This is a genomic window from Acidimicrobiales bacterium (assembly GCA_040219515.1).
In the GTDB taxonomy this organism is placed as follows: domain Bacteria; phylum Actinomycetota; class Acidimicrobiia; order Acidimicrobiales; family Aldehydirespiratoraceae; genus JAJRXC01.
The window spans coordinates 232,683-247,543 of record JAVJSI010000007.1; the positions used below are offsets into that span (position 1 = coordinate 232,683).

The 14,861-nt window shown below is 67.6% G+C and carries 15 protein-coding genes and 1 riboswitch; of the genes, 5 read left to right on the forward strand and 10 right to left on the reverse strand.

The window, feature by feature from the left end; all coding sequences use genetic code 11:
* Positions 1-24 precede the first annotated feature (24 nt).
* Complete coding sequence (locus tag RIB98_05580) at positions 25-246, forward strand: hypothetical protein (GenBank protein MEQ8840429.1); 222 nt, start codon at positions 25-27, stop codon at positions 244-246.
* Here the strand turns inward: RIB98_05580 and RIB98_05585 are convergent.
* From RIB98_05585 to RIB98_05595, 3 genes are read right to left on the reverse strand one after another with little or no spacing between them, the layout of a single operon-like run.
* Positions 243-1,151, reverse strand: a complete 909-nt coding sequence (locus RIB98_05585) for a sulfotransferase (protein ID MEQ8840430.1) — start codon at positions 1,149-1,151, stop codon at positions 243-245. The two genes, RIB98_05580 and RIB98_05585, sit on opposite strands and share 4 nt — an antisense overlap.
* Positions 1,139-2,269 (reverse strand): hypothetical protein, encoded by a 1,131-nt coding sequence (locus RIB98_05590; protein ID MEQ8840431.1) that lies wholly within the window; start codon positions 2,267-2,269, stop codon positions 1,139-1,141. Before RIB98_05590 ends, RIB98_05585 begins: the two co-directional genes overlap by 13 nt.
* A 45-nt stretch (positions 2,270-2,314) precedes the next feature.
* Positions 2,315-3,979 (reverse strand): phosphoenolpyruvate carboxykinase (ATP), encoded by a 1,665-nt coding sequence (locus RIB98_05595; GenBank protein MEQ8840432.1) that lies wholly within the window; start codon positions 3,977-3,979, stop codon positions 2,315-2,317.
* 127 nt (positions 3,980-4,106) lie between these two features.
* On the opposite strand from RIB98_05595, the gene RIB98_05600 reads away from it, so the two are divergent.
* A complete protein-coding gene (locus tag RIB98_05600; GenBank protein ID MEQ8840433.1) occupies positions 4,107-4,343 on the forward strand; it encodes an Lrp/AsnC ligand binding domain-containing protein in 237 nt (78 codons plus the stop codon).
* Positions 4,344-4,373: 30 nt separating this feature from the next.
* Here the strand turns inward: RIB98_05600 and RIB98_05605 are convergent, their stop codons facing one another.
* The 7 genes from RIB98_05605 to RIB98_05635 form a co-directional block, all read right to left on the reverse strand.
* A complete protein-coding gene (locus tag RIB98_05605) occupies positions 4,374-4,724 on the reverse strand; it encodes a hypothetical protein (GenBank protein ID MEQ8840434.1) in 351 nt (116 codons plus the stop codon).
* A complete protein-coding gene (locus RIB98_05610) occupies positions 4,721-5,050 on the reverse strand; it encodes an antibiotic biosynthesis monooxygenase (protein ID MEQ8840435.1) in 330 nt (109 codons plus the stop codon). Before RIB98_05610 ends, RIB98_05605 begins: the two co-directional genes overlap by 4 nt.
* Before the next feature lie 27 nt (positions 5,051-5,077).
* On the reverse strand, positions 5,078-5,887 hold the full coding sequence (locus RIB98_05615; protein MEQ8840436.1) for a PIG-L family deacetylase: 810 nt from the start codon (positions 5,885-5,887) through the stop codon (positions 5,078-5,080).
* A 1-nt stretch (position 5,888) separates the two neighbouring features.
* Positions 5,889-7,031, reverse strand: a complete 1,143-nt coding sequence (locus RIB98_05620; GenBank protein ID MEQ8840437.1) for a CaiB/BaiF CoA-transferase family protein — start codon at positions 7,029-7,031, stop codon at positions 5,889-5,891.
* A gap of 36 nt (positions 7,032-7,067) precedes the next feature.
* A complete protein-coding gene (locus RIB98_05625; protein ID MEQ8840438.1) occupies positions 7,068-7,895 on the reverse strand; it encodes an alpha/beta hydrolase in 828 nt (275 codons plus the stop codon).
* Between the two features lie 17 nt (positions 7,896-7,912).
* Positions 7,913-8,752 (reverse strand): EamA family transporter, encoded by an 840-nt coding sequence (locus tag RIB98_05630; GenBank protein MEQ8840439.1) that lies wholly within the window; start codon positions 8,750-8,752, stop codon positions 7,913-7,915.
* A 91-nt stretch (positions 8,753-8,843) separates the two neighbouring features.
* Complete coding sequence (locus tag RIB98_05635) at positions 8,844-11,048, reverse strand: cation:proton antiporter (GenBank protein ID MEQ8840440.1); 2,205 nt, start codon at positions 11,046-11,048, stop codon at positions 8,844-8,846.
* 138 nt (positions 11,049-11,186) lie between these two features.
* Positions 11,187-11,301, forward strand: a riboswitch (TPP riboswitch).
* Between RIB98_05635 and RIB98_05640 the strand changes: the two genes are divergently transcribed.
* From RIB98_05640 to RIB98_05650, 3 genes are all read left to right on the forward strand, one after another.
* On the forward strand, positions 11,287-12,330 hold the full coding sequence (locus RIB98_05640) for a thiamine ABC transporter substrate-binding protein (GenBank protein MEQ8840441.1): 1,044 nt from the start codon (positions 11,287-11,289) through the stop codon (positions 12,328-12,330). (Overlaps the previous riboswitch by 15 nt.)
* On the forward strand, positions 12,306-13,916 hold the full coding sequence (locus tag RIB98_05645; GenBank protein MEQ8840442.1) for an iron ABC transporter permease: 1,611 nt from the start codon (positions 12,306-12,308) through the stop codon (positions 13,914-13,916). Before RIB98_05640 ends, RIB98_05645 begins: the two co-directional genes overlap by 25 nt.
* Entirely contained in the window at positions 13,916-14,860 is a 945-nt protein-coding gene (locus RIB98_05650) for an ABC transporter ATP-binding protein (protein ID MEQ8840443.1), read from the forward strand. The genes RIB98_05645 and RIB98_05650 overlap by 1 nt, the downstream gene beginning before the upstream one ends.
* Position 14,861 lies beyond the last annotated feature (1 nt).

Below are 14,861 nucleotides of genomic sequence, written 5' to 3' on the forward strand. Positions count from 1 at the left end.
TCCCCGCGGTTACCATTCCCAGCCATGCAGGGTGTGATCAAGAGCTACGACCCAGGAACCGGCGACGGTGTCCTGATCAACGAAGCCGACCTCAACGACGTCGACCTCGCCGAGAACGCCCTCGAGGGCTCGGTCTTTCGCATGCTGCGCCAGGGCCAGCGGGTGAAGTTCGAACTCGACACCGACGGCCGGGCCACGCAGCTCCGCCTCGGTTCCGAGATCGACATGTCGACTCCCGACCTCTAGCCCGACGGATCGAAGTACCCGAGGTCGACGACGAGATCCATCGCCCCGGTGCGTTCGAAGACCGTCCTCCAACGCGCATCCGTCGCGTGGACCCATGGCGTGGGCTCACGAACGACCTCCTGACACCAACGAACCGTGTCGGGGTCGGGTGAGCCACCCAGCGCCTCGAATAGCCGGGTGAGCACCCCGGCCGGATCCGCGCAGAAATCCTCGTGGCGCATCATCAGCGACCGTTCCCCGAACCCCTCGGGCCCATCGACCATCATCGTTCTCACGGCATCCGCCCACACCAGCACGATCCGCTCCACATCCGACAGCGGAGCATCGAACTCGAGCCGGTCTCGGGCGATGAGCGCTTCACTCAGGCGGCGCACCGACCACGGGTCGCGCGTCGATGCAACCGTGAAGACGGCATCGGCCGAGGGGTAACGATGAGAGGTTCGGCCACCGCGTCCGAGAATGTGGGAGCGGACGACTTCACGCGGGTCGCGCACCGGCCACGCGAGCACCGACTCCGGTGCCAACCGGGCCAGCGTGTGCACCTTCGAGCCCATGCGCACGAACTTGGTCACCTTCGGGCCCGGCGCACCCAACACCCGTTTCACGTACTCCTCGACGAACCCGGGCATGTCCTCGCGGCACTCCACCTCGGGGCGCGCCGGGCCGCCGTGGTTGAGAAGGGATTCGTCGACGGCACCGGGGGCCGCGGCGAGACCGGCGCGAACACCTCGCACTGCCGCGAAGAGATCGATCTGGTGAAGACCGCTGCCGCCACCGAGCGCGGCGCTCGACGGCACGTCGTTCAAGGGCTCGTAGTAGGTCTCGAAGCGCGGGTCGCGGACGAAGACGTCGAAGAGGACCGTCGTACCCGACCGCCGCATTCCCTGGATGATCAGGTCGCGCACAGGCGATCGACCGCGTTCCCGAATCGGTCCCAACGTTCGGCATGGCGCTCGAGATGGTCTTCCGGCAGCGGCCGGCCGCGGCGCTCGCCGACCAGCGCGAAGAGCCGGGCCAGCGATTCGACATCGGGCTCGTGCACGTCGATGCCGCATGGTCGCTTTCCGATGACCCGGGAATCGGCCAGGAAGCAGTGATCACGATCGGCCGCGAAGTCGATGTAGGGCTCCATCCGGTTGAGCATGAGATCGAGCCCGAGCGCCTCCGCCTCGAAGAGATGCAGCCCGAGTCCCTCCCAGCGACTGACACCGACGATGACGTCGTGATGGCTGAGTAGATCGAGAAAGTCGGCTTCGTCCTCGTCGCCCACGACCACATCGATCCGGGGGTCGCCCGGGCCGAGGTCCGCGATCGGCTCCGGATGCCGGTCGTAGCGCTGCGCCAGCTGACGAGAGTCGTCGGCGATCACGAGGTCACCTGTTCGCAACGGCCGTTGGGCCTTGACCGTCAGGCGAGCGTCGTCGGGCGCGCCGCGAACGAAGGCCTCGACCACCGGTCCGACCGACTTTCTGGCCCTGAGGTAGCCACCGGGGTAGACGAACCGCACACCACCGGCGATGTCCCTCGGTCTCGCCGCGGCGGCCAGCGACGGCAGCGCGCAGTAGGGGACGTCGCGCACGTCGGCGACACCGAGCGTGCGGTACCACTTCGCCGTGGGTCGATTCAGCGCGAAGTACCGATCGACGACCGGGGCAACCGCCGCCTGCTCCTTCGGGCCGAACGCCTCCCACATGAAGGTCCCGATGACCGCGACGCCGGCCGATCGAAGCGCGGCGAGACCGACCGTATCCAGGTTCTGGAAGACGATGGCGCAGTCGATTCCGGTGGTCGTTGCCCACTCGACATACTCGGCGGGCGGGATGGTGTGATTGCTCGCATGGGTCACGCGATCCTGGGCCCACACCGAGTCGGACGCGATGAACGACGGTCGTTCGAAAGTCGATTCCGTCGGTCGGGCGAGCACGTGCGTCTCGTGGCCGCGCTCGTCGAGTGCCTGCCGGATCGTTCGCATCACCGTTGCCTGGCCGCGATTGAACCAAAGGGAGACGAGACCGATCCGCATCGACCGTCGACCCTACCGTTGCGCCACTGCGCCGAGCCTCAGCTCCTACATCGCGGCGGCGATGCCGAGATCGGCGTAGCCCTGCTTTTCGTAGTTCGCGCGGAACATGTCACGGAGTTTGGTCGCGGCGTCGTCGTAGGCCTCGGGGTCGTCCCAGGTGTCGCGGGGGTTGAGGATGTCATCGTCGACACCGGCGCACGTCGTGGGCATCTTGACGCCCAGGATCGGCTGCACCTCGAGTTCGACATCGTCGAACTCGCCCTCGAGCGCCGCGTTGAGCAGGGCCCGGGTGGCCTTGAGCGACATGCGCTCGCCCTTGCCGTAGGGCCCACCGCTCCAGCCGGTGTTGAGCAGGATGCAGCGGGTCTCGTTCTCGGCCATCCGCTTGGCCAACAGTTCGGCGTAGACCGACGCCTTCTGCGACATGAAGGCGGCGCCGAAGCACGACGAGAACGACGGCTCGGGCTCGGTGACGCCGACCTCGGTGCCGGCCAGCTTCGAGGTGAAGCCCATGACGAAGTGGTACATGGTCTCCTCCTTGTCGAGGATCGACACCGGGGGCAGCACGCCGAACGCGTCGGCGGTGAGCAGCACGATGGTCTCGGGATGCGGGCCCGAGGCGCCCTCTCGCACGTTGGGGTTGGTGGTCAGCGGGTAGGCGAACCGGGTGTTCTCGGTGATCGACCCGTCGGTGAGGTCGAACTCCTGTGGGTCGGTGTCCTCGATCGCCTTGCCGGGCAGCGCCGGCACGTTCTCGATCATCGTCCCCTTCATCGACATCGCCGCCGCGATCACGGGCTCGTTGGACTTGTCGAGGTCGATGAGCTTGGCGTAGCAGCCGTCTTCGAAGTTCGAGATGCCCTTGTCGGTCCAGACGTGCTCGTCATCGCCGATCAGCTCACGGTCGGGATCGGCCGACAGCGTGGTCTTGCCGGTGCCCGACAGGCCGAACAGGATCGCCGTGTCGCCGCGCTTGCCGACGTTGGCCGAGCAGTGCATCGACAGCTGCCCCTTGGCCGGCAGGACGTAGTTCATGATCGTGAACATCGTCTTCTTGTTCACGCCGCAATAGTCGGCGGCGCCGAGCACGAGGCCGACACGACGCTCGATGTCGATGATCACGGCACGACCGCTGCGGGTGCCGTCACGCTCGGGGTCGCAGGTGAACGAAGGGACGTTGATGAGCGTCCAGCCGGCCTCGCCGCGGTCGGCGTCGTCGCGCACGTTCTTGGGGAACATGATGTTGCAGAAATAGGCGTGGGTGGCGTACTCGCCGACGAAGCGGTAGGGCTCGGAGAAGGTGGTGTCCCAGCCACAGAACACGTCGGTGACGTAGAGCTGCTGGTCGCGACCATTGAGGTGATCGATCACCCGGGGAAGCAACTCGTCGAACTGGACGGGATCGAACTTGGCGAACCCGTTCTTCCACCACACCGAGTCCGTGACGCTGTCGCGGTTGACGCAGAACGTGTCCTGCACCGGACGGCCGGTGCACTCGGGGTCGGAGAAGTAGACGAGCGGGCCATTGTCGCCCAGCGCGGTCGGGAACGCCTTCTGGGCATCACTCGGACCGCCGAGCTCCACACGACCGCGATCGTTGGCGATCGCCTCCCGGAAGAGCTCGTCCTGGCTGAGGCCGTAACGCAGTTCGGGGCCTTTGAGGCCAAAGGCGTGCTCGAGTTGGGCTGCGGCGTCAGCGGCGCTGCTCATGGGTTCTCTCCAAGGGAAGTATTATTCGTCGTGGGACGATCCCCCACGTTACCGAGATCGACGCAGCGTGGCCGACTCGGGCCGGCGTTTTGCGGCACGCCGACGCCGGAACGCGTAACGTCGGGCCATGAGCGTCTCCGCCTACATCCTGATCCAGGCCGACGTCGGAACCGCCGTCGACGTCGCCACCGCGACCGCCGCGCTCGACTTCGTGGTGTCCGCCGAGGTGGCGATGGGCCCCTACGACGTCATCGCGCGAGCCCAGGCCGCCACGATGGACGAGTTGGGCAAGATCGTGGTCCACGCCGTCCAGGCCATCTCCGGCGTCGAACGCACGCTGTTGTGCCCGATCGTCAATGTCTGAGTAGACACTGTCTGAGTAGACAATGTCTGATCACAGCAGGGCGGCGCGAATGCCGAGGCCCATGATCCACAGGCTGCCGAGCCCGTACAGCAGGTACGGCCGATCCTTCATCTCGTTGCGGTAGGCGTAGATGATGCCGACGCTGGCGAACGCGGAGAAGCCGTACAGCTGATGCCGGTCGCCCTCGATGTCCTCGTTGACCTGGAGGACGACGCCGATGATCACCTGGGCGAGCACGATCACCTGGGCGAGCACGATCGCGATCCAGCCCGCTCGATGGCGCAGCTTGGGCCAGACATGCGCGCCGAGCGCCCAGAGACCCACGGCACCGTTCGCCAGGATGAACATCCAGCTGAACGCGCCGTGCAGGTCGCGGATCACTCGCTCTCGCGACCCAGTTCGACCTCGTAGCTCCACAGCTCGGCGCTGATCGGCAACGGAGCGGGCGCGTCCTCGCCTGCGGACAGCGCCTCGCGGTGTCCGTCACGGAACTGGTCCGAGCGGGTCCAGGCGTGAAACGAGTCCTCGTCGCGCCAACGGGTGACGACGAGCCAGGTCTCACGGTCGTCGGTCGGGCGCAGCAGTTCGAAGCCCTCGAACCCGTCCATGCCGTCGACGGCACCGGCGCGCGCGGCGAAGCGACGGGCCACCTCGTCGCCGAGGTCGCCGGGCACGGTGATGGCGTTGATTTTGATGATCTGGGACATGTCCCGAGTCTCGCCTGAAATCGGTGGTCAGGGAGAAGTCGCGAACAGATCGTCCCCGAAGGGCTCACCGACGCGTGCAGCGCCGCGCTCCACGAACCACTCTGCGCCGAACGCCGCCGCGAACGCATCGTCGGGCATCGTCATGAAGAACGAGTCCTCGGTGATCTGCGATCGATGAGCGGACATCGACTGTCGTTTGGTGCCCAGCGCGGTACTCACGTCGATCCGATGGCTGATCTCGGATGCCGGGGTACCCATCTCGGTGGTGCGCATCTCCTCGCGCTGGGCTGCGATCTCGTCGTCGTCCTCGGCGCCGGCGAACGCGAACTCGGCCAGCGCCCGCATGTGGTCGCGGTTCATCGTGGCCTCGAAGACCCGGGGTGTGCCGGCCAACTCGGCGGCCCGATGGCCCACGCGATGCACCTGGATGTGATCGGGATGGCCGTAGCCACCGTGGGAGTCGTAGACGGTGAGCACGTCGGCTCTCTCGTCTCGCAGGATCTCCGCGAGACGGGTCGCCGCCACCTCGACATCGGCCTGCCAGAAGCATGCCGGGTCGTCGTTGGTCGACTCGTTCTCCATCCCGCTGTCGCCGTAGCCGAGCCACTCGACACGAGCGACGCCGAGTATTGCACCCGAGACGTTCAGCTCCTCGAGACGCACCTCGGCCAGCGTCGAGCCCGCGGGCACCGAACCCGAGGCCGGCTCGCCCACCGCGCCGTCGGTCGCGCAGACGAGCACGACCCGATGGCCGGCCTCGGCGGCCAGCGCCATGGTGCCGCCGGTCGAGATCGACTCGTCGTCGGGGTGGGCGTGGAAGAAGACGGCGGTGCCCATCTCAGGCGATGGCACCGGTGTCGCGCAGTCCGGCGATGTCCGCCGCGGTGAAGCCGAACCGCTCGAGGACCTCATCGGTGTGCTGTCCGGCGTGGGGCGGCGGACGTTCGATCGTCGCCTCGGTTCGGCTGAATCGGGGCGCCGGCGACGGCTGCGTGACGCCGGCGATCTCGGTGAATGTGTTGCGGGCGACGTTGTGCGGATGCTTCGGCGCCTCCTCCATCGAGAGCACCGGGGCGAAACAGACATCGGAGCCCTCGATCAACTCACACCACTCGTCGCGGGTCCTGGTCTTGAAGATGGCCGACAGCTCCTCTTTGAAGCCGGGCCATTCGGACCGGCTCATCTGGGCGTCCCACTTCGGGTCGTCGAGGCCGAGCTTCTCGCGGAGCTCGGCATAGAACTGGGGCTCGATCGAGCCGATCGACACGTACCTGCCGTCGCTGCACTCGTAGACGTCGTAGTAGTGGGCGCCGGTGTCGAGCATGTTCGTGCCGCGTTCGTCGTTCCAGATGCCCATGGCCCGGAACCCGTGGAAGAACGTCATGAGCGAGGCAGCACCGTCGACCATCGCCGCGTCGACCACCTGGCCCTTCCCCGAACCACGCGCTTCGAGGATCGCGCACACGAGACCGAAGGCGAGGTACATGCCACCGCCGCCGAAATCGCCGACCAGGTTGAGGGGCGGGACCGGGGCTTCACCGGCGCGGCCGATCGGCTCGAGCGCGCCGGCCAGAGAGATGTAGTTGATGTCGTGGCCCGCGGTCGGCGCGTAGGGTCCGTCCTGCCCCCAGCCGGTCATGCGTCCGTAGACCAGCGCGGGGTTGCGGGCGAGGCAGATCTCGGGTCCGATGCCGAGCCGCTCGGCCACGCCGGGGCGGAAGCCTTCGATGAGCCCGTCGGCCTGCTCGACGAGGCGAAGCAGGGTCTCGACGCCGTCGGGCGACTTGAGATCGACACCGATCGAGCGCCGACCTCGGTTCATCACATCGCCGGGCGGCACGGCAGGGTCGCCACCGCGCACCGAACCGGCCCGGTCGACCCGGATCACTTCGGCACCCATGTCGGCGAGCATCATGGCGCAGAACGGGCCCGGCCCGATCCCCGCGATCTCGACGATCGTCACTCCTGCCAGTGGCCCCATTCTCGCTCCTTCGTCTCGGCGGGTTGACTGCGGACCCTAACCAAACGTGCGGGCGGTGAGGGCGGTCACCGCCTCGATGATCGGCGGCCACGCCTGATACACGAAGTCGTGGGACATCCCCTCGATGACGAGCAGTTCGGCATCGGGAATCAGTTCGGCGGTGCGCTCCCCACCCGACGGGTGGATCAGGGTGTCGTTCTCGCCGTGGACCACCAATGCGGGCATCGACAGGCCGGCGAGGCCGGCCGAGCGATCACCGCTGCGCACGACTGCGGCGAACTGGCGCCCGGTTCCGTCCGGCAGCCAGGCACGCTCGTAACACGAGGCGAAGTAGGCGCGCATCTGCTCGACGTCGAACCACTCGGGGTTGGACCAGATCAGGCGCGCCTCGAGGTCCTGTTCGATCTGGGCCTCGATCGTTGCGGCGGGCTCCCGGGTGAGGGCCGCCAGCGCGGCACTGCTCGGCGTGCCGACATCGGCTTCGCCGGTGGTCGACATGATGGACACGAGGGCTCGCACCCGACCGGGGTGACCGATGGCCGTGGCCTGAGCGATCATCCCACCGAGCGACACGCCGAGGACGACGGCATCGTCCACGCCGGCCGCATCGAGCACTGCGATCACGTCATCGGCCATGTCGGCCAAGGTGTAGGCATGCTCGTCGTCGGTCGTCGACGAGAGGCCGGCGTCGCGATTGTCCATGCGAATGACATGGAACCCTCGTCCCACGAACGACTCGCAGAACTCCTCGGAGAACAGCAGCAGCTGGTTGCCCAGGCCGGGCAGGCAGATGAGGGTCGGATCCTCGGGCGACCCGAAGGTCTCGTACTCGAGCGTGATGTGGTCGTTGTGCGCTCTCGGCATCCCGAAAGCATGCCCGATCAGATCGCGACGAGCGCGAGTGCACCCAGGGCGAGCCCCACGCCCACCAACTGCGATCGTGACACCCGCTCTCGCAGGAACACCCACGCAAGCAGGACGGTGCTGATCGGATAGAGCGATCCGAACACCGAGGCGATGGCGATCTCGTCCCGCCGCAGTGCGACCAGCAGCAACGCGTTGGCGATCATCTCGGTGACACCGGTGATGACCGCGAGCCGCGCGGCCAGGGGCACCTCCGGCACCACTCTCCCGGTCACCCTCCACGCCACCACGCCGACGATGGGAATGGACACGACCCGGGCAATCACGAGCGGCCACATGCCCGCCTCGTCGTGGGTCTCCGCCAGGGCGATGAAGAAGACCGCGAATCCGAGGCCGGCGGTGAGGGCCAGCACGATCGCGAGTCTCGGCGTCGCCCCGGCCCGCTGCCTGCTGCTCCCGCGGGTGACGAGGACGATTGCCAACACGGCGACCACCAGACCCACCGCGGTCGGCGCGGCGAGGTCGTCACCGCGGGCGAAGCCGACGATCGCGGGAACACTCGCGCCGACCACCGCGGTCATCGGCGCGATCACGCTCATCACCCCCAGGGACAGTGCCCGATAGAAGCAGACGAACGAGAACGTCCCCGAAAGGCCGGCCACCACGCCGCCGACGACGTCGGCACACCCGATCTCTTCGGCCCCGACCGCCAGTGCGAACACCAACGCGATGACACCGCCGGAGATCTGCGCGACCGCCGTGACCCGAAAGGTCGAGTCGTGACGAGTCGCCAGTCCCCCACCGAAGTCCGACCCGCCGATGATCAGCGCGGACGCAAGCGCGAGGAAGGCGGTCATCCGGCGAGGCTAGATCCTTGTTTCCCCGCTGCTTCAGTGAGCCCGGACAGCACAGATCGCCGCGTTCGCCGAATCGAGGAAGCTCTTGTGTCTAGGCGCGTACTTGTTCGTCGGGAGGGGGCATGTTCTCCGGCAGGCCGGCGGCGCCGTCCGAGGCATCGGCTCCGTCGGTCGGGGCCGGACGCTCCTCAGGGGTGAGTGCGACGATGAGAGAGCTGGTCGCGTTGTCGATCACGTACTGCACGGTCGGTCCCAGGAAGAGCTCGTTGGCGTTGATGCGCGTCGTGCCGGAGATCACGATGAGGTCGGTGTCGAGCTCTTCGGCCGACGCGAGGATCTGCTCACCGGGAACGGACGCCTGCTCGACGATGGTCGTTGCGTTCGCTCCGGCGGTGGCGGCGAGCCCGGACGCGTCGTTGAGGATGTTGCGGGCCCGGTTCGAGTGGACGCCTCGGCCTCCGAGGATCGTCTCGAGCCGCCCCGCCGGATCGGACGACACGTGGAGCTGATAGACGTGGGTGCCGATCTGACCGCTCAGGTAGGACGAGATCTCCTGCGCGGCGCGAGAGGACCGTGATCCGTTGACGGGCACGAGCGCCCGGGCGAAGGCCCACGGCAGTCGGCCCCCGGCGTGTCGGGGCGCCCGCACCACGACCACGGGAATGGGCGCCTTTCGCAGGATCTCGTCGATCAGCGGGGTGACCATTGCTCCCTCGACGTGGTTTGCACCGATCACGATGGCGTCGTATCCGAGCTTCGACTCGTCGACGATTGCCCGGGCGACCTCAGAACCCGGCACAGCCGTGTGCTCAGAAGTGCGCCCGTCGAGCACGTTCGTGTGAGCGGTGAGATCCACCTGGACGTCGTCACCCACGGTGAAGAGCGTGGCCGCGGCACCGCTGGGCCAGGCCAGTCCTGTCACCTGGGCGGCGAGCAACGACGGCAGTCCGCCCCGGGTCGGTATCAGGACCCGACCTGCGGTGACGACCGTGTTGGCGGCGAGTTGTGTCTCGAGATCGAGCCGGCGGCGTTCCTCCGGGGTCCCGTCCCAATTGCGCAGCACCCGCCGAAGGAGCGGCGGCGCGAGCATCGACGTCATCATGGCCATCAGGACGATCACGGTGTACGAGCGGTCGTTGAGCACGCCCAACGAGAGACCGATGGTGGCGATCACGATCTCGAGTGCGCCGCGGGCGTTGAGCCCGATACCGAGCGCCGCGCCCTCGCGAGTCGGCAGGTTCGAGAGCCGAGCACCGATGAGCGAACCGACGAACTTCGACAGCGACGCGGCCAGGAGGACGATCCCGGCCCAGAGCAGTGTCTCGCCGTCGGAGAGCAGGCCGAGATCGACCCGCAGACCGGCCGTGGCGAAGAAGATCGGGGCGAAGATGGCCGAGGTCATGATCTCGAGTGGGCGAATGAGCCGGTGGTTCGAATAGCGCGAGCGGGCGAGAATCACCCCGGCGACGAATGCGCCGAGGACCGCTTCCACATGCAACCACTGGGTGATCACCCCGAAAGAGAGCGCAGTGATCAGCACGACACTCATCCCGGCGAGGGCATCGTCGCCATTGGCCCGCACCCGACGGAGTGAGGTGTCGACGAGGCGCTGGCCGACCGTGAACGCGAACACGAAGAAGGCGAGCAGGCCGATGACGGTGAACGCGAGCTTGTCGAGCTGCACGCCGCCGGCCTGGGCGAGCCCGGCGATGAAACCGAGGAGTATCCATCCGACGACGTCGTTGGCCATACCCGCGGCCAGCGTGAGCTGGCCGAAGTTCCGTCGCATGAACCCCATCTCGGTGAGGATCTTGGCGATCACCGGCAGCGATGAGATGGACAGTGCTGCGGCGATGAACAGGGCGAAGATGTAGCGCTCGGTGTCGTCACCGACGAACACGCTCGGGATGAACCAACCCACCGCGACACCCGCCACTGCCGGGACCAGCAGGGACCCGGTCGAGACGAGGGTCGCGGCTCTGCCGAGGCGGGCGATCAGGCCGAGATCCGTTTCGAATCCCGTGGCGACCAGGAGGAGGAGGACCCCGAGCCAGCCGACCGTGAACAACATCCCGGTCTGGACATCGTCGGCGGGAAAGAGCCAGTCGGTGATGTCGGGGGCAACCCGACCGAGCAGGGACGGTCCGAGGACGAGACCCGCCGCCAGCTCCCCGACGACGGAGGGCTGACCCAACCGCTGCATGATCAGACCGAAGACTCGAGCCGTGACGAGGATGACGAGCAACCCGACCCAGAAAACCAGTAGCTGATGCTCGGTCGGGGGATTGAGCGTCATGCTTCGGCGTTCCTTCGAGGCGGTCCCTGCATCCGGCCACGCTAGCAATGAGCGCCCCCCTTCCGTGAGAGCGCGACATGTGCATTCTCGGCGATGTCTTCTCGACGAGTGGCCGACCCGCGTGTCTAGACTGCCGTCACAATCGAATCGGGGAGCTCGGGTCAGCCGGGCTGAGAGGTCGACCATGTGCGTCGGCGACCCGCCTGAACCTGATCTGGGTAATGCCAGCGGAGGAACCATGACTCGACCCCGACTGATTTTCGTCCTGTTGCTCGCCGTGGCGCTGTTCGTCGCCGCGTGCGGTGACGACACCGATACCGCCCCGACCGACGGGGAGCCCGTCACGATCACGCTCATCACCCACGACTCGTTCCAGGTCTCGCCGGGCGTCCTCGAGACCTTCACCGAGCAGAGCCGCGTCACCGTCGAACTGCTGAGTTCGGGTGACACGGGCCAGATGCTCGCGGAGTCGATCCTGACCGCCGGCAACCCGCTCGGTGACGTCATGTTCGGGGTGGACAACACCTTCCTGCAACGAGCGCTCGACGCCGACATCTTCGAGCCGTACGAGTCGCCCAATCTCGACACCGTCCCCGACGAGTTCGAACTCGACGCGCAACATCGGGTGACGCCGATCGACTTCGGCGACGTCTGCGTCAACTACTGGACGGAGGCGCTCCCTGGTGATGCTCCGACCACTCTCGAGGACCTCACCGACCCGAGCCTGGCGGGCGAACTCGTGGTGGAGAACCCCGAGACGTCCTCCCCGGGACTCGCCTTCTTGTTGGCAACCATCGCCGGCACCGACGACTGGGAGGCGTACTGGAGCGACCTGCGCGACAACGGGATCAGCGTGACCTCCGGGTGGGACGAGGCGTACAACTCTCAGTTCGTGGCCGGGGGCGGCGACCGCTCGATGGTCGTCTCGTATGCGTCGAGTCCGGCCGCCGAGGTCATCTACGCCGACGAGGACCTCGACACCGCGCCGACCGGCGTGCTGCTCGACTCGTGCTTCCGGCAGATCGAATTCGCCGGGGTGCTCGCCGGTGGCGACCAGCCCGAAGCGTCACAGCTCCTGATCGACTTCCTCCTGACCCCCACCTTCCAGAACGACGTTCCGCTGAACATGTTCGTCTTCCCCGTCGCCGACACCGCGACGCTGCCCCCGGCGTTCGCCGAACATGCGCAACTGGCTCCGAACCCCCTCACCCTCGAGCCCGCCGAGATCGAAGCGAATCGGGACGACTGGACACAGCGATGGGTCGAGATCGTTCTCGGCTGATCGCCGGCGCGGCGATCGTCCCCGCCGTCTTCATCGGGGTGTTCTTCTTCTATCCCGTCACGACGGTGGTGTGGCGCGGACTCGGTGGCGAGGGTCTCGATGCGCTCACCGGGCTCAACGAGTCGGGCCGGATCCGATCGGCCGTGTGGTTCACGGTGTGGCAAGCGGCCGCGTCGACCCTGTTGACCCTCGTCGTCGCTCTCCCCGGTGCCGCGGCGATGGCCCGCGCTGCGCCGCGCACCCAACGTCGGCTACGGGCGCTGGTGACGATCCCGTTCGTGCTGCCGACCGTGGTCGTGGCCGGTGCGTTCACCGAGCTCTTCACGACGTTCGGTCTCGACGACGGTCCCGTTCGGCTGCGCCACACCGTGTGGGCGATATTGCTCGCTCATGTCTTCTTCAACTACGCGGTGGTCGTCCGCACCGTCGGATCGTTCTGGGCCGGGCTCGATCATCGACCGGAGGAACAGGCACGCGTTCTCGGCGCCGGTCGGGTCCGGACGTTCGTCGAGGTCACCCTTCCCCGCCTCCGGCCGGCGCTGGCCGGGGCGGCGGCGATCGTGTACCTCTTCTGCTTCACCTCGTTCGGTGTCATCCTCGTGCTGGGCGGACCCCGGCAGGCCACGGTCGAGACCGAGATCTACCGCTTCGCCGTGACCCGGTCGGATCTCACCACCGCGGCGGCGCTCGCCGTCGTCCAGCTGGTGGCAGTGCTCGGCCTGGTCGCGATGACCACTGCACTCGAGCGGCGGCGACCCGCGACGAGCACCGTGTCCAACCGACCGACGGCGCGGATCAGCCGAATCGGACGGGTCGCGAACCTCGCAGTCGCCACCGCGTTGCTCGGGCTTCCGATCGGCGTGCTGGTCGAGCGCTCGTTCGCCATCGGCGACGGCTACGGCCTGAGCCACTATCGGGACCTGTCGACCCGGGTCCCGCAGCTTCCGGCCTCTGGGCTCACCGCGTTGCGAAACTCGTTGGTCTTCGGTGTGACGGCCACCCTGGTCGCCGTCGTGGTCGGGTCCCTGACGGCCCTCGTCGTGGTCCACGGACGCCGATCGCTGCGCCACGTGTTCGATCTCGGCCTCACCCTCCCCCTCGGCACCTCCGCCGTCACCATCGGCTTCGGTGTGATCCTCGCCCTGGACGAGCCGCCGCTCGACCTCCGCACGTCATGGTGGATCGTCCCGGTTGCCCACAGCCTCGTCGGCATCCCGTTCGTCGTGCGGACCATGGTGCCCGTGCTCCGCCGGATCGACCCGACGCTGCGCGAGGCTGCCGCGCTCCTCGGCGCATCGCCCGCCCGCGTTCGCCGCGAGATCGACCTGCCGATCGCGAGTCGCGGCATGGTCGTCGGTGCCGGATTCGCGTTCGCGGTGTCGATCGGCGAGTTCGGTGCCACATCCTTCATCCCGAGACGACCCGAGACGCTCACCGCTCCCCTTGCCCTCTTCCGACTTCTCTCGACGCCGGGCGACCGCCTCCGAGGCCAGGCCATGGCGTTGGCGGTGATCGTGATGATCGTCGTCGGTCTGTCCGTCCTGCTCATCGAGTCGGTGCGGGGCGGCTCGGAGGGCACGTTCTGATGTGGCAGCTCGATTCGGTCACCGTCGAGTTCGACGGGACGGTCGCGGTCGACGAGGTGTCGCTGCGGATAGACGACGGCGAAATCCTCGTCGTCCTCGGCCCGAGCGGCTGCGGCAAGTCGACGATGCTGCGGACCGTGGCCGGACTCCAGGCCCCGACCCGCGGGCGGGTGCGCATCGACGGCGACGACGCCACCGACCGGCCTCCGCATCGACGCGGGATCGGCATGATGTTCCAACAACCCACACTCTTCCCGCACAGGGACGTGGGTCACAACATCGGGTTCGGGCTTCGCATGAGCGCGATTCCTCCCGCCGAGCGAACCCGTCGTATCGCCGAGATGCTCGACCTCGTGGGCCTGCCCGGCTTCGAGCGCCGAGACGTCTCGACCCTCTCGGGTGGTGAGGCCCAGCGGGTCGCGCTCGCCCGCTCGCTGGCGCCGCGCCCGACCCTGCTGCTCCTCGACGAGCCACTGGGTGCACTCGACCGCGTCCTGCGGGAGCGATTGATCACCGAACTGCCCGAGCTTCTACGGAGCACCGGCACCGCGGCGATGTACGTCACCCACGATCACGACGAGGCCTTCGCGATCGCAGACCGGATCGCGGTCATGACCGCCGGCGCGATTCTCCGGACTGCACCACCCGAGGAACTCTTCGCCGATCCCGGCACCGAGATCGTGGCCCGCTTCCTCGGCCACACGAACATCGTCGGCGAGCCGCACCAGCGACGGGTGATCCGTCCCGACGCGGCGACGGTCGATCCGACGGGGACACTCGCCGCCACCGTGCTCCACGATCGCTTCCGCGGTGACCACCACGAGGTTTCGTTCGCCACCGCCAGCGGTCCGCTCACGTTTCGGCTCTCCGAGCCTCTCCGCGTGGGAACCGAGATCCGATTGCGCATCGATCCGGCCCGCGTCTCGCCCGTCGACCCCGCCTGAT

Bases quoted from the DNA above. Each gene is read 5' to 3' on its own strand.
- RIB98_05580 (MEQ8840429.1), top strand. From the start codon at position 25: ATGCAGGGTGTGATCAAGAGCTACGACCCAGGAACCGGCGACGGTGTC.
- RIB98_05590 (MEQ8840431.1), bottom strand. From the start codon at position 2,269: ATGCGGATCGGTCTCGTCTCCCTTTGGTTCAATCGCGGCCAGGCAACG.
- RIB98_05595 (MEQ8840432.1), bottom strand. From the start codon at position 3,979: ATGAGCAGCGCCGCTGACGCCGCAGCCCAACTCGAGCACGCCTTTGGC.
- RIB98_05600 (MEQ8840433.1), top strand. From the start codon at position 4,107: ATGAGCGTCTCCGCCTACATCCTGATCCAGGCCGACGTCGGAACCGCC.
- RIB98_05610 (MEQ8840435.1), bottom strand. From the start codon at position 5,050: ATGTCCCAGATCATCAAAATCAACGCCATCACCGTGCCCGGCGACCTC.
- RIB98_05615 (MEQ8840436.1), bottom strand. From the start codon at position 5,887: ATGGGCACCGCCGTCTTCTTCCACGCCCACCCCGACGACGAGTCGATC.
- RIB98_05620 (MEQ8840437.1), bottom strand. From the start codon at position 7,031: ATGGGGCCACTGGCAGGAGTGACGATCGTCGAGATCGCGGGGATCGGG.
- RIB98_05625 (MEQ8840438.1), bottom strand. From the start codon at position 7,895: ATGCCGAGAGCGCACAACGACCACATCACGCTCGAGTACGAGACCTTC.
- RIB98_05630 (MEQ8840439.1), bottom strand. From the start codon at position 8,752: ATGACCGCCTTCCTCGCGCTTGCGTCCGCGCTGATCATCGGCGGGTCG.
- RIB98_05635 (MEQ8840440.1), bottom strand. From the start codon at position 11,048: ATGACGCTCAATCCCCCGACCGAGCATCAGCTACTGGTTTTCTGGGTC.
- RIB98_05640 (MEQ8840441.1), top strand. From the start codon at position 11,287: ATGACTCGACCCCGACTGATTTTCGTCCTGTTGCTCGCCGTGGCGCTG.
- RIB98_05645 (MEQ8840442.1), top strand. From the start codon at position 12,306: ATGGGTCGAGATCGTTCTCGGCTGATCGCCGGCGCGGCGATCGTCCCC.
- RIB98_05650 (MEQ8840443.1), top strand. From the start codon at position 13,916: ATGTGGCAGCTCGATTCGGTCACCGTCGAGTTCGACGGGACGGTCGCG.